The sequence below is a fragment of the Clostridium celatum genome (genome assembly GCF_021412605.1).
Lineage (GTDB): Bacteria > Bacillota > Clostridia > Clostridiales > Clostridiaceae > Clostridium > Clostridium celatum.
Genome location: NZ_JAJKGM010000003.1, coordinates 1 through 21,813, shown reverse-complemented (window position 1 = coordinate 21,813; position 21,813 = coordinate 1). Strand labels below are relative to the sequence as shown.

The window sequence follows — 21,813 nt, the reverse complement described above, 5'->3', positions numbered from 1 at the left end:
AAATTTATAATTAAATCATTTAATGAATATTAGAACCTTTTCTCTTATGTTTTAAGAATAAATTCTCTTTATTTTATTATATACTGCTTTAAAAATTATTCTATTGTTTTATAAATTTTAATTATTATATTTTTTTACCACGGTGTTATCTAGGGAGAATAAAAGTATCAAATTTACAAATACTTTTATAGAGGTGATTACTATGTTTATTGTTCTTATAAGAACTGCAATACTTTATTTCTTAGTAATACTTGTAATGAGATTGATGGGCAAAAGGCAAATTGGAGAATTACAGCCATATGAATTTGTAATAACAATAATGATATCTGATTTAGCTGCACTTCCAATGCAAGATACTAGGTTACCTTTAATTCTTGGAATAATTCCTATTGTAACCTTGCTTTTTATAAAAACTATTCTTACTCAATTACAACTTAAAAGTCAGTTTGCTAGGAAATTTTTAGAGGGAGAACCTTGTATTCTTGTCTGCAAAGGTAAAATAAATTATAAAGCCTTAAAGAAGCAACAGATTAATTTAGATGAACTTATGGAAGAGCTAAGACTTGCTGGATATTTTGATTTAAACGAAGTTGAATATGCAATTTTAGAAAATAATGGTCAACTTTCATTTTTAACTTCTCAAAGTAGTAGCTCTAGTAGTGGTGGCTCTAGTGATACTTCTTGTAGTTGTAATACTCAACCTACTTCTTCTGGCAGTCAATCATCATCCTCTCAAAGTAATTCTAGTGACAGTACTAATACTAACAGTAGTAGTAGCAACTCTACTACACCTCCTAAACTTCCTATTATTTACGTGTTAGATGGTCATGTAAATAAAAATTCTCTTACTACTAGTGGCAAAAATAAACATTGGATTTTACATGAATTAAAAAAACATCATATAAATGCAATTGAAGATGTATTAATAGCTATGACTGACACTCAAGGAAAGTTTATTTATCAATTATATGATGATTATCCTGATAAAGGTAAAAAAGGAGATAGCAAATGAAGAATTCTATAATTTCTTACTGTATATTTATTGTGTTAATTGCTTTTTTAACTTATGCTGATATTAATTTTAAGCATCTTTGTACAGATATAATAGATATGTGTGATGAAATGGAAGAAACATTGGACACCTCTTCTAAAGAAGAAAATTTTAATAATGCTATGGATATTTTTAACTTGATACAAACTAAAGGTTCACTTGCTTCTATTTATATAAATCATGTTGATTATGATGTTATGTTAAATGAAGCACTTAAATTAACTGTATATATAGAAAAAGATGATGAAAGTGAAACTGAAGCATCTCTTCATTTATTAAAATTTAGCACTGAACACATGAAAAAGTTACAGGTTCCTAATATTGAAAATATCTTTTAAAGTAAAGTTGGGAATGCTATATAGCATTTCCAATTTTACTTTTTATTTTTATCATATAATAGTTTTTATAAAAATTTACTCAGTATATTAATACATTTATGTTATAAAAATAAGCTATTATAATTGATTATCATACATCTCATTTCTATGCTAATCATCTAGTTTAAAGACAATCTCTTATAATATAACATAAAAAAATTCGTTTACATACTTTCAATTCAGTTTATGCATATTAATACCTTTTTTTAGTATAAAAAAATATTTTATGCATTTTTACATTTTTCTGTTGCATATTTATTCACTTATATGTATAATCATAAATATCAAATATTGGTATTTATTTCTTGGGGATAATTTAACTAAATACCTGTATTACAAATTTTATTATTTTATTTTGATGTTAAAACTTAAAAGTTAAGCATATAAGTTTATCTATAAATAAAAATTTAATAACTTATTTTCAATTCACCTCTTAACTATTAACTTTTAACTCTTATTTAAATAAAAGGGGGCTTTTAAATATGAAAAAATTTAATAAAGTAGTTTTAGCTTATTCAGGAGGACTTGATACATCAATAATAATTTCTTGGCTAAAAGAAACTTATGGCTGTGAAGTTATTGCCGTAGTTGGTAATGTTGGTCAAACTGATGAACTAGAAGGTTTAGAAGAAAAAGCATTAAATACTGGAGCATCAAAAATTTATATTGAAGATTTAACAAAGGAATTTGTTTACGATTATATATTCCCTACCCTTCAAGCCGGGGCAGTTTATGAAGGGAAATATTTACTTGGAACTTCTTTTGCTAGACCTTTAATTGGAAAGAGACTTGTAGAAATTGCAGAGAAAGAAAGTGCTGATGCAATTTGTCATGGTTGTACTGGTAAAGGAAATGACCAAGTTCGTTTTGAACTTGCAGTTAAAAATTTCGCACCTGAAATGCCAATTATAGCACCATGGAGAATTTGGGATATTAAATCTCGTGAAGAAGAAATAAAATATGCTTTAGATAGAGAAATTCCAATAAAAATTACTTATGAAACTAATTATAGTAAAGATAAGAACTTATGGCATTTAAGTCACGAAGGTTTAGATTTAGAATTTCCTGAAAATGAACCTAAGTACGATAAAATCTTAGAAATGTGTAATACATTAGAAAATGCACCAAACAAAGCAACTTATATTACTTTAACTTTTGAAAAAGGTATTCCTGTTGCTTTAAATGGAGTGAAAATGGATGGTGTTACATTAATTCAAGAATTAAATAAAATTGGTGGAGAAAATGCTATAGGAATTATGGATATGGTAGAAAACAGACTTGTTGGAATGAAATCAAGAGGTGTTTATGAAACTCCTGCTGGAACTATTCTTTATAAAGCTCATGGCGATTTAGAAGAAATTTGTCTAGATAAAGCTACTCATCACTTTAAGCAAACTATCGCTTTAAAATTTGCTGATTTAGTTTATAACGGAGAATGGTTTACTCCTCTTCGAGAAAGTCTTTCAGCTTTTGTTTCTAAAACTCAAGAAACTGTAACTGGTGAAGTTAAACTAAAATTATACAAAGGAAATATTGTTAATGCCGGCATGAAATCTCCTTATTCCTTATACAGCGAAGAATACGCTACTTTTGGTGAAGATGGTGTATATAATCAAAAGGATTCTGAAGGATTTATAAATCTTTACGGTTTACCAATAGTGGTAAATTCAAAGATGAAAGAATCTGTTAAGGACTTAGATAAATAATATGAAACTTTGGGGTGGAAGATTTAAGTCAGGAGTTAATGAGTTAGTTAATACTTTTAACTCCTCTATCTCAATAGATTCAAGAATGTATAAGGAAGATATAGAAGGAAGCCTTGCTCATGTAAAAATGCTTGGAGCTCAAGGAATTATTCCTCTTAAGGATAGTGAAAAAATAATAGCTGGTTTAATAGAAATTTCAAAAAGAATTGATAATGGAACTATAGAAATTGATAATGCTTCTGAAGATATTCATAGTTTTATAGAAAGTATATTAACTTATTATATCGGTGATGAAGGTAAAAAATTACATACCGGAAGAAGTAGAAATGATCAAGTTACATTAGATACTAAGATATATTTAAAAAAATATATAAAAATAATAATTGATGAGCTTTTAAAACTTCAAGAAACTTTATTAGAAAAAGCAAACTCTAATATAAATACAATAATGCCTGGATATACCCATATGCAAAAGGCTCAACCAATAACTTTTGCTCATCATCTTTTAGCTTACTGTGAAATGTTTAAAAGAGACATAGGCAGACTTTTTGATTGTTTTAAAAGATTAGATGAAATGCCACTTGGAAGTGGTGCTTTAGCAACTTCTACTTATCCGTTAGATAGAGAGCTTGTTGCAAAAGAATTAGGTTTTTCTAAAATTACACTTAATAGTTTAGATTCTGTTTCTGATAGAGATTATGCTATAGAAATATTATCTGATCTTTCATTAATAATGATGCATTTATCTAGATTTTCAGAGGAGATTATACTTTGGTGTACTGGAGAATTTAATTTTATAGAACTTGATGATGGATATAGCACTGGAAGTAGCATAATGCCTCAAAAGAAAAATCCTGATGTTGCTGAATTAGTTAGAGGTAAGACAGGACGTGTCTATGGTAATTTAATGACACTACTTACTGTTATGAAAGGAATACCACTAGCCTATAATAAAGATATGCAAGAAGATAAAGAAGCTTTATTTGATGGATTAGATACTGCTCTTCTTTCATTACAAACCTTTAACGGAATGATTAAAACTCTGAAAGTAAAAAAAGATAATATGAAAAAATCTGCAGCTGGTGGATTTACCAATGCTACAGATGTTGCTGATTATCTTGTAAAAAAAGGTATGGCATTTAGAAATGCTCATGAAGTTGTAGGAAAAATAGTTCTCTATTGTATAGATAAAAACATTTCTATAGATGATTTATCTATAGATGAATTTAAAGACTTTTCTCCCATATTTGAAGAAGATATATATAAAGCAATAGATTTATTAACTTGTGTTGAAGAAAGAAGTGTTATTGGGGGCCCTAGTTCTTCATCAGTTAAAATACAAATATCCGCTTTAGAAAAATTTATAAAAGAAAATAAGGAGAATTTATCATGTTTAAAATAGGAATAATTGGGGCTACAGGTTATGTTGGCGTTGAATTATTAAGGCTTTTATTAAATCATGATAAAGTTACAGTTGCTGCTATCTCCTCTTCTACTTTTAAAGATGAGGAGATAAGCTCTGTGTATAAGAGCTTTTTTAATAAAACAAATTTAATCTGTGAAGATATAGATGATGTTATTGATAAATGTGATGTTGTCTTTACTGCTCTTCCTCATGGTTTAAGCGAGGAAATTGCAAATAAAGCTATTACTAAAAATAAAAAAATCATAGATCTTGGAGCTGATTTTAGATTAGACTCTGAAGAAGAATATAAAAAATGGTATGGAAAAACTTTTTTAAATAAAGAACTACATAAGTATAGTATTTATGCTTTACCTGAATTTAATGGTGATAAAATTAAAGATTTTAATATAATTGCAAATCCTGGTTGTTACCCTACTAGTATTCAACTTGGACTTATGCCTTTACTTGAAAATAATTTAATTAATACGAAAAATATTATCTGTGACTCTAAATCTGGTATTACCGGTGCAGGAAGAAGTCTATCACTTAAAAGTCATTTTTCAGAAGCTAATGAAAACTTTTCTGCTTATGCTATCGGTAGCCATAGACACTCCCCTGAAATAGAGCAAGCTCTATCTCATATTGCTAATGATAATGTTGAAGTAACGTTTACCCCTCACTTACTACCTATAAATCGTGGAATATTATCTACTATTTACTGTGAAACAAAAAATAAACTTACCTTAGAAGAAATCCATGAAATATATACAATTAGATATAAAAATAAAGACTTTGTCCATGTATTACCACTAGGCGAAACTGCTGAAATTAAGCATGTTAAATATACAAATAATTGTCATATATCACTACATCAAAATTATAGAAAAGATAAATTAATAATAATTAGTGTTATAGATAATATGGTTAAAGGTGCTGCTGGACAGGCTATTCAGAATATGAACTTATTGCTAGGACTACCTGAAAATTTAGGACTTACATTAATAGCACCTAGCTTTTAATAAATTTTCTTAATTTAAAACGATTGGATGTGTGTTTTTATGATTAAAATAGATGAAAATCTAACAGTGGTATCTCCTGCTGGTTTTAAAGCATCAGGAATTCACTGTGGTTTAAAAAAGAGTTTACTAAAAAAAGATTTAGCTCTTATATATTCTGAAACTCTAGCTAATTCTGCTGGTGTTTACACCAAAAACAAAGTAAAAGGTGCTCCTCTTACTGTAACTAAAAAGCATTTAACTAATAAAAAATCTCAAGCAATAATTATAAATAGTGGTAACGCTAATACATGTACCGGTGATGATGGATTAGCTAAAGCTAATAAAATGACTAGTCTTTGTGCTAAGGCCTTAAATATAAAAAATGATGATGTATTAGTTGCATCTACTGGTGTTATTGGAGTTCCACTTAATATAGATGCTATAAAAGATGGAATACCTTCATTAGTAACTAACTTATCTTGCAACAACTCTTCTGCTAAAGATGCCTGTAGTGCAATTATGACTACAGATACTGTAATGAAGCAAGCTGGTGTTGAAATAGAGATTCAAGGTAAAAAAATAACAATTGCTGCTATGGCTAAAGGTTCTGGTATGATTCATCCCAACATGGCTACAATGCTTTCTTTTATTACTACAGACCTTTCAATTTCTCCAATACTTTTAAAAGAAGCATTAAAAACTTCTGTTAATTTATCATATAACAGAATTAGCGTTGATGGTGATTCTAGTACTAATGATATGGTTTTAATTATGGCAAATAGTCTTGCTAATAATGAAACTATCCTTGAAAAAAATGATGATTTTAATTTATTCCTAGAAGCTTTAACTTTATTAAATATTTACCTTGCTAAAAAAATAGCAAAGGATGGTGAAGGTGCTACCAAACTTATAGAATGTACTGTAAAAAATGCACCTTCAATAGAAAATGCTGAGGTTCTTGCTAAAAGTGTAATTAATTCAAACTTAGTGAAAGCTGCCATATTTGGTAGCGATGCAAATTGGGGCCGAATCCTTTGTGCTTTAGGTTATGCCGATATCGAATTTGATCCTGAAAAAGTTGATGTAAGATTTGAAAGTTCTGCTGGTGAAATTGTAGTTTGTAAAAACGGATTGCCAACTAATTTCGATGAATCTAAGGCAAAGAAAATATTATTACAAGATGAAATTAAAATTTTAATAGACCTAAAATTAGGCTCATGTAAAGCAACCTCATGGGGATGTGATTTAACTTATGACTACGTAAAAATAAACGGCGATTATCGCAGTTAATTTAAACTGCCCGCGGGGTCAACCCATTTTTTTACATTGGTATTTCTATGGCTATTCATGCATTACACAGAGCAATTGTAAATATTTGTATTGACCCCTGGGGCAAAAAAGGAGGCTTATATGAATTATACTCAACATGCTAATGTATTGGTTCAAGCTTTACCTTATATTCAAGAATATTATGGTAAAACCATAGTAATTAAATATGGTGGTAATGCCATGATTAATGATGAATTAACTAAAACAGTTATAAATGATATTATCCTTATGAAATGTATAGGAATTAATCCAATTATAGTTCATGGTGGTGGACCTGATATTACTAATACTTTAGCTAAAATGAATTATAAAAGTAAATTTATAAATGGATTAAGATATACTGATGAGACTACTATATCTGTTGCTCAAATGGTCTTAGCAGGAAAAGTTAATAAAGACTTAGTTAAGCTTATTGAAATAAATGGTGGTAAAGCTCTTGGTTTATCTGGAATTGACGGCTCATTAATTAAAGCTAAAAAACTAGAAAAAGACGTAGATTTAGGTTATGTTGGTGAAATAACATCTGTAAATACTGATCTTTTAAAAATAGCTATGGATTCTGGCTATATTCCTGTTATATCTTCTATTGCTATTGGTGAATCTGATAGTAATAGCTATAACATTAATGCAGATACATGTGCATCTAAAATAGCAGCTTCACTAAAAGCTGAAAAATTAATTCTTTTAACAGATGTTCCGGGAGTAATGACTGATCCTTCAGATCCCTCTACTCTTATTTCAACATTACGATTACATCAAATTCCCAAATTAACTGTAGATAAAATTATTAAGGGTGGCATGATTCCTAAAATAAATTGTTGTGTTGAGTCTGTACGACTTGGCGTTAAAAAAGCGCATATAATTGATGGAAGAACTCCACACTCAATATTACTTGAACTTTTATCCGAAAAAGGAATTGGAACAGAAATATATTAGGGGGTATCTTTTAAATGAATTTAATAGAAGAATCAAATAAATATTTAATGAATACTTATTCTCCTATTCCTATAAGTTTTACTTATGGAAGTGGATCATATTTATTTGATAGTAATAATAAAAAATATATAGATTTCACTAGTGGAATTGGGGTTAATTCTCTAGGATATAATAATACAGCTTGGAAAAATGCAATTGTTTCTCAACTTAATTCTTTTCAACACTTATCAAATATTTTTACAAATACAACTACAATTAATTTAGCAAAAAAACTTACTAATCTTTCAAATATGAGCAAGGTTTTCTTTGCAAATTCTGGAGCTGAAGCTAATGAATGCGCTATTAAGCTTGCTAGAAAATATAGCTTTAACAAATATGGCAACCATAGAGGTACTATTCTTTCTTTAAAACAATCATTTCATGGTAGAACACTAGCAACACTAACTGCAACAGGACAAGATAAGTTTCACAATTACTTCTTTCCTTTTCCTAAAGGCTTTAATTATGTAAGTGCAAACTCTATTGATGATTTAAAAGAAAAATTAACATCTGATGTTTGTGGAATAATTATGGAAGCTATTCAAGGTGAAGGTGGTGTTCATCCTCTTAATAAGGAATTTGTTATCAAAGCTTGTGAACTAGCAAAAGAAAAAGATGTTTTAATCATCTTTGATGAAGTTCAATGTGGAATCGCTAGAACTGGAAATTTATTTGGATTTAATGAATTTGGTGCTAATCCAGATATAGTTACTTGTGCTAAAGGTTTAGGGGGTGGACTTCCTATAGGTGCAGTTTTATGCAACGATAAACTTTCAAATACTTTTGTTCCTGGCGATCATGGCTCAACCTTTGGTGGAAATCCAGTAGTTTGTGCTGGTGCCATTGAAGTATTAAATGAGCTGTGCAACACTTCATCTTATAATTCTATTTATAATAAAGGACAACTTATTAAAAATACTCTAACCGCTTCAAATCTTTCTATAATAAAAGAAGTTCGTGGATCAGGTTTAATGATAGGAATAGAAATAGATGGAGATTCTTCTGTATTCCAAAAGAAGGCTTTAGAAAATGGACTATTAGTTCTAACAGCAGGTAAAAATGTAATAAGACTACTTCCACCACTAAACATTTCAGAAGAAGAAATTGATGAAGGTTTAAAAATCTTAATTTCTTCATTAAAAAAACTTTAATATTAACTTTTTAACTAAACCAATTAAGTAATTAATCTAATAAAGGGGGCTTTATAAAATGAATAAAGATTTGTTACGTATGGATAATCTTTCAAAAGATGAAATATTAGATATATTAAATCTTGCAGATCAATTAAAATATGAAAAAAAACATGGTATAGAACATCCTTTACTTAAGGGAAAATCCCTAGGGATGATTTTTGAAAAGTCATCAACTCGTACTAGAGTTTCCTTTGAAGTCGGTATGTATGAGCTTGGTGGTAATCCATTGTTTTTAAGTTCTAAAGATTTACAAATAGGTCGTGGGGAACCTATTCAAGATACTGCTAGAGTTCTATCAAGATATTTAGATGGAATAATGATAAGAACATTCTCTCAAAAAGGAATTGAAATCTTAGCTGAAGCTTCTTCAATTCCAATTATCAATGGTCTTACAGACGATGAACATCCTTGCCAAATTTTAGCTGATTTAATGACTATAAGAGAAAAAAAATTAATTTTAGATGGTTTAAAGGTTGCCTATATTGGTGATGGTAATAATATGTGTAATTCTTTAATTGTTGGCTGTTTAACTTTAGGCATGCATATTAGCATTGCTAATCCTCAAGGTTATAAACCACCTAAATATTATATAGATAAAGGTAATGAATTAGCTCTTAAAAATAATGTTTCATTTACAATGACTAATTTACCTAAAGATGCGGTTAAAGATGCAGATGTAGTTATAACAGATGTATGGGCTAGCATGGGACAAGAATCAGAAGCTCAAAAAAGAATGATAGCTTTTAAAGGATATCAAGTAAACAAAGAATTAATGAGTTTAGCTAAAGATGATGCTTTAGTTCTTCATTGCCTTCCTGCCCATAGAGAAGAAGAAATAACAGAGGAAATTCTTGAAGCTCATGCTGATGAGATTTTTGAAGAGGCTGAAAATAGATTACATGCCCAAAAAGCAATTTTAGTAAAACTTCTATCAAAATAGTTTATACCTCAGCAGAAAGGGAATAATAATACCTTTTCTACTGAGGTATAAATCATTTTATTGTAGCTTTTCTAATTAATAAATTAGCTATAAAATATAAACCTATAAATAAAATACCATAGGTTAATAACTCTATAATTATATTATTATCAGTAAAATTTAAAATATCTTTAATTTTATTATTTATTTCATAAGGTACGACATCAAAATGCTCCATTATATTTCTTACTATCTTTGGCAAAAATATTAAAATAGTTATTGCTACTAACTTACCTAATTCATTTCTATTATAAAAAATGATTTCTATAACTAGTGCTAAAATATATACCATACAATAAATTAAAAATAAAAATATTATATTCTTTAACATTACATCTACACTATTATCCTGTATCCAAGTACTTGATGAAACTTTACCTTTAAAATTTCCAATGATAAATTCATAAAGACTAGGCATTTTTATAAAAGCATTTATTGCTCTATTTATAAATAAATCTGTTATTGCCATAGCCATTGATATTGGAAATATTGATAATATAATTCCTTTAATAAATGACTTCCTTGATATGTTATTGCTCTGTGCAAAATAGAACTTTCTTTTAAAAGTCTCCATACCATGTAATACAATAAAAAGTACTGTAAATATTTCTATGCCACCCATTATTACTTCTTCACTACCTATTGACCATCTTGTTATAAATAATAAATAAGCTAATAAAAAACCGTAAAATATTACTATTGGCTTAATCATATCCTCAATATTAAATTTTGAAACCTTTAAAATCTTATCCATATATCCTACTCCCTTATCTCTTAACCCGCTAAACCACTCACATAATACTTCTTATCTTTCCTTTATTTCAGCTGTTTTAATTAATCTATAAATACAACCTGATAAAACTATAAACATTAATATACAACTTAAAATAGCTAAATAAACATTTTGTGTTTTAATTCCAAGTACTCTTTCTAATACTTTAAACAATCCATAATTTAAATCTGAAGATAACCAAGTTATTAATATTCCTCCACCAATTACTGATACAGCTATTTTCATAAGTGTATTACATCTATAATAAATCAGATTAATAACAATTCCCAAAATATAAGCAAAGCAATAAAGTACAAAAGATAATAGTATTGTATTTACTACTGTTGTAAAACCATTACTTTGAATCCACTCAGTATGCAAAGCACCATTATCAAAATTTTTAAGTGCAGTATATCCCATATCATAAAGACTTGGAGAAGGTATAAATAAATTCATTACTCTATTTATAAGTAAATCAATTATTGCCATAATTATAGCAATAGGAAAAGCTGATAATATTACTCCACCTATAAAGCTTTTTCTAGATATATTATTACCTTGTGAAAAATAAAAGTTTTCCTTAAAAGAATTTAAACCACATACGAAAATAAAAATTATAGATGCAACTTCTAGTCCTGAAACACTGCCATTAGCATTTATAGCAAATAATGCAGCTAACGTTATCAAAAGTATACAATAAAATACCCCTGTGGCTTTTAAAATATCAATTACATTCATTTTTGCTATTTTTAAGCTTTTATCCATTTTACTTTTCCTCCTTACTAGTTAAATAAATGAATAGCTTTTGAAGCTCTACCTTTGAAAACTCTAATCCTAACTCCTCTGCTAATTTCTTATCCTCACTACATATTTCACCTAAAACAGTTGCTGCTTTAAAATTAGTTAAAGCTTCTATATTAACAATTTCTTTGGCTTTTATATACTTATCAACATTTTCACTAAGACCTGATACTGTATATACTTTATTTAACAATTCTTCAGCGTCTTCTGTATTTACTATACTTCTATCATTTAAAATAACTACATTTTCTATAATATTTGAAACTTCTTCTATAATATGAGTTGATAGAATTATTGTCTTTGGTTCATCAATATAGTTCTTCATTAATTCTTTATAAAACAACTCTCTATGATTAGCATCTAATCCTAACACCGGTTCATCAAATATAATAATTTCTGCTCCTGATGCCATAGCTATTATAATTTTTGCTATGGAACAATACCCTGTAGATAAATTTTTCATCTTTTTATTTATATCAAGTTCAAATTTTTTTGCCAATTCTAAAGCATATTCCATATGAAAATTCTTATAAAATTCCGATGTCCACTTTAAAATCTTCTTTACCGTATAACTTTCTGGGAATAAATTTCTTTCAGTCATAAAATATATTTTTTCTAAAGCATTATCATTTTCACGTACATTCTCCCCATCTACTTCTACTACACCATTATCTTGAAAAATTCTATTTGTTATTATATTTAAAAGTGTAGTTTTTCCTGCTCCATTTCTTCCAAGCAATCCATAAATTTTATTTTCATCAAACACTATATTAATATCATCTAATACCAAATTACTATTATAGCTTTTCTTTAAATTTTTAACTTCTATCTTTGCCATACATTACACCTCTCTTTGAATCATCTTTATAACATCTTCTTTAGATATATTTAATTTTTTTGCTTCATCCAGTAAAGAAATTATATAGTCATTAAAAAATCTTTCTTTTCTTCTATTTATAAGTAACTCTTTACTACCTTCCGATACAAACATACCTATACCTCTCCTTTTATAAATAATCCCTTCATTCACAAGAATATTGAATCCTTTTGCCACTGTTGCTGGATTAATCTTATACTTAACAGATATCTCTGTAGTTGATGGAATCATCTCATTTTCCTTAAAAATATCTTTCAATATACTATCTTCTATTGACTGTGCAATTTGGATATATATAGGTACATCATTAGTAAATTCTAAATTCACAATATCCCCCCTACTTTATTTATACTTATACTATATTCAATTTTAGTTAAGTGGTTCATTACTTATATAACTAACTATACAACTATTTATCTTATATGTAAATATTTGTATTAAAATTACAAAATCTTTTTCTTATTTTATTAAAAAATTCTCCTTCTTTTTAATATTTTTAGAATTAACACTTAAATAAAAAACACTAATAGAGAATAGCTATTAGTGTTTTAATATAATTAAGTTACAAGTAATTAATGATATTGCCGATACAAGTTCTCTAACAATTTAATAATTCTTTTGAAATTCTATCAAAGTCTTTATCGGATATTCCTAACTTTTTCTTAAATATTTCATCTTCTATTCTAGAAATTATTATCTTATCTGGAGATATTTTTGTAATAACATTTTTTATACTACTAATTGACTTTTCATCATCGTTATACCCATTAATAATAGTAATCTCAAATATAAATTTTCCTTTATATTGTTTATTAAAAGATTCCATATTTGAAATATACTTATCTAATGTATATCCTTCAATTGGTCTTTGAACTTTTTTAAAATGATCTTCTGTTATTACTTTTATCTCTCCAATAACTTCATCACATTTGTTAGCAATCTTTATATATTCATCCCTGCATAATAAATACCCATTAGACAGTAACCTTATAGGTAAGCCTTTACCCTTTATAAAATCAATAACATCATTAATTTTATCATTTACTAAAGCCTCACCTTTTGAGTTAATAAATATCAACTCTGCTTTTGTGCTTTCTATTTTGTTTTCTAATTCAATCAATTCATTGTCTATTTCACCAAAGGATCTTTGATTATCTACTTTATTTTTAGATCTTCCAATAGGACAAAATATACAATCAAAATTACAATATTTTTCTGGAAGTATATTAACCTCCAAAACTCTTCTTCCCTCTTCAATATAAGCTTCCTTGTAAGTAAAATTATTCATTCTTCGCTCCTCCAAATTTATAAAATAAAAAAAGCCTTAGAGATATTAAAATATCTCCCAGGCTTTTATCCTTCCGTGTACACAATAAATTGTGCGCTTTCTCTCGGACCTGCCAATTAAATACTGCGGAACCCTAGAAAGCTTTTTATATATAATTTTTATTTTAATATTCTAAGAACTTTTTCTCATTTATAATATATCAAAAATTTTTTTAAAATCAACTAATTTTTAATTAGTGTTAGTTTCTTCTTCTACTTTTTCTATTGTATTATCATCTTCATTTGTATTAGTATCTTGATCATCATCTACTATTGTATCTCCAACTTGCTTTTCTGGTTCAATAGTTTCAGTATTTTCCGGTGTAGTTACCTCTTCATCATTTGCATTTGTTGTGTCATTTTCACTTTCAACTGGTACTTCATCAGTTGTATCATTATCTTTTTCCGTGTTACTTGAATTTTCTACATCGCTATTTATTGTATCTTGTACTGGTTCTGTTGTATCTTTTGGTTCATCACTTTTAAATAAAGATATAAATTTATCCCAAAGATTTTTAAACCAATTTCCTATCTTCTCAAAGAATCCTTCATCTTTAAGTTTAACACCCAAATCTTTTAAATTTTCTTTTAATGTATCGCCAGCCTTATTTAAAGCATCTTTAAGTTCTGAATAGTCTAAATCTAAATCTTTAACATCATTCATTAAAACTACTAAAGACTCTTTAGAGTTATCACTTATGTTAATATTATATTGTTCAGTAACCTTGTCCACTATTTCTGCAACTTCTTCTTCTGTTTTTGGTTGTTCTTTAATAACTTCTGTTTTAACATCATTTATTATTGTTGATGCTTGTTCTTGTCCAACCTCTTCTGCAACATCCATAGTAGTTTCTATTTCTTTTTGTGCAGTTTCCTTTTGCTTTAAAGATATTTCAAACCCACCAACTTCTTCAACACCAGCTAATATTCCTGATAATGCTGAAGTTCCTGTAACTTTAAATGGGGCTGAAACCTTAACACTTGCTGAACTTATTCCTGAAGTTATAAGTGCATTCATAAGCATACTTTCTGTAACTTCCGTTAAATTTCTTGCATCTACTGTTATTCCTTTATTACCATCTAATAATTTTACATATGCACTTGAATAACATCCTCCTGCATAATTTGCTGGATCATTTGGATCTAAGCCTAATTGTTCAATAATAGTTTCATCAGTTATATAAATAGTTCTTGTCCCATCTGGAGCATCAAAAAACTCTCTTAATTCATTTTCTTGTGCTTTAGTTAAATCAGAACCAAAAGTTAATACATCGCCACTATTATATTCGCTTTTTGCAAAAGCCGGAGTGCTTAAACTAACACCCATAATAACAGCTAAACTTAATGCTATATTTCTAAATTTATTTTTTAACATTCTAAAATCACCTCTCTATATAATTTTACTACATATTACTATAATAACAATAATTTATCTATACAACTTTCCATTTTGTAATAAATTCTTAATATATATTGCTATTGAAAACTTAAAGTTAATGTTTTTGCTACAAGCATAACAACTAACTTATAGTACAAACATTAACTTCTCACAATCACCATTGTTAGTAATATACTTCTATTTCTCAATATAGTTGATTACATGTTTTATTATCATGTTAATGCTTCCATCACCATTTCTTTGTATTTCAAATTTTGAATTATCATGATATGCTTCTTCATTAATATATAAATCAATATCTTTATCTATTTTAAGTCTAACTCGCTTAAGCTTCTTTTCAACCCATGCCTTATCAACATTAACTTCATTTTCTAATCCATTTCCTTTTATAAATGTTTCAAAGTCTTGCTTTTTACTTGGTTCTTCTTTAAATAACTCTTGGGAAAGTTCTTCTATATTTATAGAGTCTTCTTCTTTTAATTTGCTCTTAATAGTAGTTCTTATTTTTTCTGCTTTTTCTGCATCTTCCGTAACATTACTTCTAGTCCATGTTTCTGTAGCCTTTAAAAATGTTTTTGTCATATCTCTTTTATTTGTAACAACTGAGCATCCTAAAAAACTATTCAAAAAGTAATTTGCACCATATTCATCATCATCTTTAGACTTCTTTTGTTTATCTATAACATATAAGTCACACTTTTGTCCTTCTCTAATTGGTTTAATAAATGCTGCTTTCTGAATTCTTTGACTACTAGCTGGAAGACCTGCTGCTTGAGGTACTATTCCAATCCCAATTTTATTATCAACAAATTCAACAGAATGAGTAAAGTTTTTAACATAATCCATTTTAAGTATACCTGTCATTGGACCTATATCTGTAATTAATGAAACTACAATTAAATCGCAAGATGGAATATTAACATTTCCCTTCATTATTGAATAAAGCTGTCTTGCAAGCTCTTTAGATAAACCCACTATATCCGTGTCTATTCCATTTAAATAATCTTGAACTATTTCTTTTACTATATTTCTTTCAGGATTAAATACTGCTGTCTTTAATTCTTCATCTTTTAAACACTTTTCAATATGTCTATGTAAAAATTTATAAACATCTTCACTTAACTCTAAAGTATATTCATTTAAAATTGGCTCGTCACTATTACTATCAAGTATATGTATTACTGCTTCCTGTATATTTATATCATTTATATATTCCATATTTATCACCTCTAAATGTTACTAAACTATTAAAATACAATATTACACAAATTTTATTTATTTGAAAACTTTTCTTTGGCATATTCTATACTATATTTTTTAAACAAGCTAACAGATGGTGTTAAATACCTGTTTTTTAAAGCAGCAAGATATATAAATCTTTCATGCTTTGGATTTACTATAGGCAACACTTTTACATTATAATGCTTTAATGATGATATTTTAGGGAGCACTGCAATTCCATAGTTTATTTCAACTAATCCTGCAACTGCATTATCTTCTTCAACCTCACATATTATATTAGGCGTAATATTAACTTTTTTAAATAAATTATCTATTAATGGCCTTATCCCACTTTTTTCACTAAAATATATAAATGGATATTCCTCTACTTCCATTAAATCAATAGACTCTTTATTGGATAATGGATGGTCATTAGATACAATTAAAACTAACTCCTCATGTGCTATTGGTACAAACTCAATATCTGGTTCATTTTCAACAAAAGAACAAAATACCATATCAAACTTTTCACTCTTTAATCCTTCAATTAGTGTTTTTGTAGTTCCTTGCCCAAAAGAAAATTTTATATTTTTATTTTCTTCAACTAACGAAAAGTTTTTAATCAATTGTGGTACAAAATTAGGACCTAATGTGTATATGTATCCTAGCTCTACAGTTCCTGTTGATACATTAGTAAGTTCTCTTAATTTTTTTTCACCTTTTTCTAATTCACTTAAGGCTCTATCTACATATTCAAAATATATTTTCCCATACTTAGTTAACTTAATATTTCTACCTTGCTTTTCAAATAAATAAGTTCCTAAATCCTTTTCTAATGAAGCCATAGCATGACTTAAACTAGGTTGAGTTATTGATAATTCCTCTGCAGCTTGAGTATAATGCTCAAGTTTCGCTAATACTCTAAAATAATTTAAATGATTCAAATTCATATTATTTTTCCTTTCTTATTTAACTATTAAAATTAAATAATTTTTTTACTATTAAATTTATATATCTTATAAAAGTTTATATAATTAAAGCTAACTTTCTTCTAAGAAGTAATTCACAATAAGTTAAATTTTTAATAAAGTCCTAGATGTGAAAATTGAATTAATTTTAATATCAGCTTTAAATTTCCTAGCTAATTATATCATATCTATAGATACTTTCTATAGATATTCCTAATAATATGTATTAGATTAATTAAAAATAATATATTAAAATTTATTTTGTAATAAGAAATAGATTTTTATACATAATTACGTTAAATTTTTATCAAAAGGAGTATTAAAATGCAAAATACACTTACAAAAAATAAGTATTTGCCTACGGCATTATCTATGTATATTAACTACTTTATACATGGTATGGGTTGTATAATATTAGCCCAAAATATTGATTTCTTAATGGAACAATTCAATACTAATAAAGCTGGTGTATCTTATGTTATCTCAGCTTTAGGATTAGGTAGATTAATTGTTTTATTTGTATCAGGTATCCTATCAGACAAATATGGTAGAAAGCCTTTCATACTTTTAGGTATGGGAACTTATGTGTTATTCATGGGTGGTATATTAATTAGTAATAATGTTACAATGGCATTCTTCTTCGCTTTATTAGCAGGTATGGCTAATTCATTTATGGATGCTGGTACTTATCCTGCATTAACTGAATGTTTCCCTGAGGCACCTGGAAGTGCTAACGTTGCAATTAAAGCATTTATCTCTGCTGGTCAATTCATATTACCATGGATAATAAGCTTCTTAATTGCTAACAATCTTTACTTTGGATGGTCATTCATATTCTGTATCGTAGTATTCTTAATAAATGGATTATTTATATTCAAACTTAAATTTCCTGAATTTAAGCCTGTTGAAAAAGCTGAAACTGATACAGAAGAAAAAGTTGAATCTACTGTTAAAGCTAACTTCTGGATTGAAGGTATCTGCTTAATCTTAATCGGTTTTACAGCTACTGCAACATTCCAAGTAATTGCAAACTGGTTACCATCTTTTGCAAGAGAAGTTGCCGGTGTTGAACAAACAGTTTCACTAAAATTAATAAGTATTTATAGTACTGGTTCAATAGTATCTGTTTTTGTTACTTCTATATTAGTTGCTAAATGGATTAAACAAGTTAGATTTACTTTTGTTTACCCATTAATATCTTTAGTAATGTTAACAGTACTTTGGATGTTCCCAAGCACTATAACTTGTATAGTTGCAGCATTCGTAATTGGATTCTCTGCTGCTGGTGGAGTTTTACAATTAGCATTAACTTCAATGTCAGAATTATTCCCATCAAGCAAAGGAAAAATTACTGGTATAGTATTTACAGCTTCAAGCTTAGCATCTACTATAGTACCAAGTATTACTGGTATATTAGCAGATATAAATTTAAGTCATGTAATATTATTTGATATTGGAATTACAGCATTAGGTGTTGTATTAGCACTTATAGTTAACATAAGATATAACATAGTTAAGAAAAATGAATTAAAAGCTAACAAAGCTGCTTAATAACCTTAAAGAGATTGTACAAAAATGTACAATCTCTTTTTTATTATACTGTTTATGTAATTACATAATCTCATTTAACTCTTTTATATTATAAATATTATTATTATAAACTTTAAAATTTATATACATTTAAATTTATTAATTTACATATTATAATCTATGAACATCTTTTATAAATCTTAAAGAAGTAATTTCAAAAAACAACTTTATTTTTTTTGTATTTACTTATAGTAAATACATTTATACTAAAGGAGGTAAAACTATGGAAACTAGAATATTTAAATTAAATCAAGTAGCTATAGGAAATGATAATCAAGCTACAAAAACTCCATTTTACTCTACTGATTCAACTAGTGGTGTTGTTTGGGTTGTTAAGCCTGGTCAAAAAGTACCTACACATATGCACACTACTTCTGATGATGTATGGATTTGTATGCAAGGCAAAGGAGTTTTTTATCCTGAGGAAGGTAAAGAAGTAGAGATTTCTAAAGGCGATATAATAGTATCTGCCAAAATGAACATCATGGAATGATTAATACTGGAGATGAAGATTTTATATTTATAGGAATTGTTGCACCAACTCCTTCAGATTATCATCCACTTTAATAATATTTATTAATATAATATCTAGTTATTTATCTACTTATAATTTTAAAACATAAAATCACCTAATAAGATTTTTAATCAAATTAGGTGATTAATTATAAATAAAAAACTCAATCTTATTTCAAATAGAGCTTTTATCTTTAACTGTAAATTTTATAATAATACTCTAAGGCATTTGAAATTAATTCTTTCTTATTAGATGTTAATATACAGTTTATATATTATTAAATCCTAATTTCTTTTATATATTAAATTTATTTTATTTCTTAAATATACTTTCTCCTTCTTTTATTGTTTCAAGTACTTGTATATTCTTAATTTCCATAGGTTCAACTTTTAATATATTCTTATCTAATATAACTAAATCAGCCAGTTTACCTTCTTTTATAGTCCCTTTAATATCTTCTTCAAAATATTGATATGCAGCATTTTTAGTTACAGCTTTTAATGCTTCTATCGCTGGTATTCTTTCATCAGCACCTAATAAAACTCCATTCTTAGTTATTCTGTTAACTGCGCACCAAATAGTTTCTAACATATTAGGTTCAATAACAGGTGCATCTTGATGGAATGTAAATAATATTTCTTTATTTAATGCACCTTTAGCTAAACTTATCCTACTGGCTCTTTCCATTCCGAAATTCTTAATATGTATATCCCCCCAATGATATACATGTGCAATAAAGAAAGATGGTATCATATTAAGATCTTTTACTCTATCTAATTGATCTCTATCTAATAATTGAGCATGTATTATAACTGGTCTTATTTCATTTGTTGATTTAATTTTCTTCTTAGCAAGTGCATATTGATTTATGTATTGTTCACAAGCTGCATCACCATTACAATGAACTAAAATTTGCATATTTTCTTTTAATGCTAATTCTAATTTAGCTTCTAACTCTTCATCGCTTTGAGTTCCATATGCATAATAATTCTCTTTTTCTCCTAGATACGGTGTACGCATCCAAGCTGTACGCCCTTGTGGTGAACCATCTAAAAATGTCTTATAACCTCCAATCTTTACATGGTTATCATACTTATTTAAACAATTTGCAAACTTTTCTTTTAATTCATCTGCTTTAGCTACATCCATAAAGCCTATTAAGTCTATTTTTAATAATTTTGCTTGTATTAAATATTGAAAAATTGGTGCTAGTTGAGTTATTACAAACCCTTCTTGTACTGTTGTTATTCCATAAGATGCATAAGCATTTTGAGCTTTAATTAAACTTCCCATAAACTCTTCACTAGAAACCATAGGTAACCTTTGAATATAATTCATATATGCTGCTTCTTCTAAATATCCTGTAAGCTTTCCATCTTTTTTTTCTATAATTCCCCCATCTGGGTTTGGTGTATCTACAGTTATGCCCATTTCTTTTAACCCTAAAGAATTAAATACTCCCATATGTCCTGATTTATGTTTACATAAAAGTGGATTATCAGGTGCCGCTTCATCTAAAAGCTCTAACGTTGGATGCATTTTTTCATCTAAAAAGTTTTGATCATATCCATTTGCTTGTATCCATTTTCCCTTAGGTATATTATTCTTTTTAATAAATTTTTGTATTACTTCTTTAATATCTTTAAAGTTTACAACTTCTGATAAATCTACTTGAGTAAAAGAACTAGCATATCCTGAAAAATGACTATGTGCATCTATAAATGATGGCATTAGTGTTTTTCCTTTTAGGTCTATTAACTCTACATCTTCACTAGCTACTTTTTCACATTCTTCCTTAGTTCCAACTTTAAATATCTTATTATTCTTTGTTAATATTGCTTCAACATATAATTGTTTATCTTCAAGTGTTAATATATCTCCATTAAAATATAATTTTTCCTTTATCTTCATTTTAAATCACCTTCACTTAAAATATTTTTCTTGTAATTTAACAATATAAATCTTTTTTTATTATTAACAAAATTTACATTTACTATTGTTATTACTTTAAATAATTTCTTTATTTTAGTTTCCTCTAACTTTCAACACTCTCTAATAAATATATGCCTTTAAGTTATTATTTTTTTAATGCTATTATAACAAAATTTACAATATTATACCTATTATTAACTATAAATAAATTTATTAAAATTTTAAGAACAATTCTTTTATTATTAATCACTCCTATTTTATAAAATTAAGTTCCTTATCTATACTTTTAAATATTTTTCATTAATTTCCTAACTAAAAACTAATAATCGAGTAGGAGGAAAATAATTATTTTATTTTCCGTCCTCTCACACCACCGTGCGTACCGGTCTGGTACACGGCG

20 protein-coding genes and 1 riboswitch are annotated in these 21,813 nt (G+C 27.5%); of the genes, 11 read left to right on the top strand and 9 right to left on the bottom strand.

What is annotated here, in order from left to right:
- Window positions 1-202 precede the first annotated feature (202 nt).
- From LPC13_RS02040 to argF, 9 genes are all read left to right on the top strand, one after another.
- Window positions 203-1,012: a DUF421 domain-containing protein gene (locus tag LPC13_RS02040; protein WP_040418868.1), complete on the top strand. Its 810-nt coding sequence runs from the start codon at window positions 203-205 to the stop codon at window positions 1,010-1,012.
- Window positions 1,009-1,389: a DUF4363 family protein gene (locus tag LPC13_RS02035; protein WP_005211778.1), complete on the top strand. Its 381-nt coding sequence runs from the start codon at window positions 1,009-1,011 to the stop codon at window positions 1,387-1,389. The genes LPC13_RS02040 and LPC13_RS02035 overlap by 4 nt, the downstream gene beginning before the upstream one ends.
- Window positions 1,390-1,910: 521 nt before the next feature.
- Complete coding sequence (locus LPC13_RS02030) at window positions 1,911-3,134, top strand: argininosuccinate synthase (protein ID WP_234088498.1); 1,224 nt, start codon at window positions 1,911-1,913, stop codon at window positions 3,132-3,134.
- Between the two features lies 1 nt (window position 3,135).
- A complete protein-coding gene (gene argH, locus LPC13_RS02025; RefSeq protein WP_195244912.1) occupies window positions 3,136-4,536 on the top strand; it encodes an argininosuccinate lyase in 1,401 nt (466 codons plus the stop codon).
- Window positions 4,524-5,558 (top strand): N-acetyl-gamma-glutamyl-phosphate reductase, encoded by a 1,035-nt coding sequence (gene argC / locus LPC13_RS02020; RefSeq protein ID WP_005211797.1) that lies wholly within the window; start codon window positions 4,524-4,526, stop codon window positions 5,556-5,558. Before argH ends, argC begins: the two co-directional genes overlap by 13 nt.
- A gap of 39 nt (window positions 5,559-5,597) precedes the next feature.
- On the top strand, window positions 5,598-6,827 hold the full coding sequence (gene argJ / locus LPC13_RS02015; RefSeq protein ID WP_040418870.1) for a bifunctional ornithine acetyltransferase/N-acetylglutamate synthase: 1,230 nt from the start codon (window positions 5,598-5,600) through the stop codon (window positions 6,825-6,827).
- Window positions 6,828-6,947: 120 nt separating this feature from the next.
- On the top strand, window positions 6,948-7,802 hold the full coding sequence (gene argB / locus LPC13_RS02010; protein WP_195244914.1) for an acetylglutamate kinase: 855 nt from the start codon (window positions 6,948-6,950) through the stop codon (window positions 7,800-7,802).
- A gap of 14 nt (window positions 7,803-7,816) precedes the next feature.
- Entirely contained in the window at window positions 7,817-8,992 is a 1,176-nt protein-coding gene (locus LPC13_RS02005; RefSeq protein ID WP_005211801.1) for an aspartate aminotransferase family protein, read from the top strand.
- Window positions 8,993-9,050: 58 nt separating this feature from the next.
- On the top strand, window positions 9,051-9,974 hold the full coding sequence (gene argF, locus LPC13_RS02000; RefSeq protein WP_005211803.1) for an ornithine carbamoyltransferase: 924 nt from the start codon (window positions 9,051-9,053) through the stop codon (window positions 9,972-9,974).
- A 52-nt stretch (window positions 9,975-10,026) separates the two neighbouring features.
- Here argF and LPC13_RS01995 read toward each other — a convergent pair whose 3' ends face one another.
- The 8 genes from LPC13_RS01995 to LPC13_RS01960 form a co-directional block, all read right to left on the bottom strand.
- A complete protein-coding gene (locus tag LPC13_RS01995; RefSeq protein WP_005211804.1) occupies window positions 10,027-10,767 on the bottom strand; it encodes a hypothetical protein in 741 nt (246 codons plus the stop codon).
- Window positions 10,768-10,818: 51 nt separating this feature from the next.
- Window positions 10,819-11,550 carry a hypothetical protein gene (locus LPC13_RS01990; RefSeq protein ID WP_005211805.1) on the bottom strand — a complete coding sequence of 244 codons (732 nt, stop codon included), beginning with the start codon at window positions 11,548-11,550 and terminating at the stop codon, window positions 10,819-10,821.
- 1 nt (window position 11,551) lies between these two features.
- Window positions 11,552-12,424: an ATP-binding cassette domain-containing protein gene (locus LPC13_RS01985; protein ID WP_005211807.1), complete on the bottom strand. Its 873-nt coding sequence runs from the start codon at window positions 12,422-12,424 to the stop codon at window positions 11,552-11,554.
- A gap of 3 nt (window positions 12,425-12,427) precedes the next feature.
- Entirely contained in the window at window positions 12,428-12,790 is a 363-nt protein-coding gene (locus LPC13_RS01980) for a GntR family transcriptional regulator (RefSeq protein WP_005211812.1), read from the bottom strand.
- A gap of 271 nt (window positions 12,791-13,061) precedes the next feature.
- Window positions 13,062-13,751 carry a radical SAM protein gene (locus tag LPC13_RS01975; protein WP_005211813.1) on the bottom strand — a complete coding sequence of 230 codons (690 nt, stop codon included), beginning with the start codon at window positions 13,749-13,751 and terminating at the stop codon, window positions 13,062-13,064.
- Window positions 13,752-13,803: 52 nt separating this feature from the next.
- Window positions 13,804-13,899: riboswitch (guanidine-I (ykkC/yxkD leader) on the bottom strand.
- Window positions 13,900-13,979: 80 nt separating this feature from the next.
- Entirely contained in the window at window positions 13,980-15,164 is a 1,185-nt protein-coding gene (locus LPC13_RS01970; protein WP_005211814.1) for a DUF1002 domain-containing protein, read from the bottom strand.
- Window positions 15,165-15,365: 201 nt separating this feature from the next.
- Window positions 15,366-16,406 carry a nucleoid-associated protein gene (locus tag LPC13_RS01965; protein ID WP_005211815.1) on the bottom strand — a complete coding sequence of 347 codons (1,041 nt, stop codon included), beginning with the start codon at window positions 16,404-16,406 and terminating at the stop codon, window positions 15,366-15,368.
- A 53-nt stretch (window positions 16,407-16,459) separates the two neighbouring features.
- Window positions 16,460-17,359, bottom strand: coding sequence for a LysR family transcriptional regulator (locus LPC13_RS01960; RefSeq protein WP_005211817.1), 900 nt, complete (start codon window positions 17,357-17,359; stop codon window positions 16,460-16,462).
- A 342-nt stretch (window positions 17,360-17,701) separates the two neighbouring features.
- Between LPC13_RS01960 and LPC13_RS01955 the strand changes: the two genes are divergently transcribed.
- Window positions 17,702-18,928, top strand: coding sequence for an MFS transporter (locus tag LPC13_RS01955; protein WP_005211819.1), 1,227 nt, complete (start codon window positions 17,702-17,704; stop codon window positions 18,926-18,928).
- 262 nt (window positions 18,929-19,190) lie between these two features.
- Window positions 19,191-19,460: a cupin domain-containing protein gene (locus LPC13_RS01950; protein WP_005211821.1), complete on the top strand. Its 270-nt coding sequence runs from the start codon at window positions 19,191-19,193 to the stop codon at window positions 19,458-19,460.
- Window positions 19,461-19,793: 333 nt separating this feature from the next.
- On the opposite strand, the gene LPC13_RS01945 is transcribed toward LPC13_RS01950, so the two are convergent.
- Window positions 19,794-21,392, bottom strand: a complete 1,599-nt coding sequence (locus tag LPC13_RS01945; RefSeq protein ID WP_234088497.1) for an amidohydrolase — start codon at window positions 21,390-21,392, stop codon at window positions 19,794-19,796.
- Window positions 21,393-21,813: the final 421 nt, after the last annotated feature.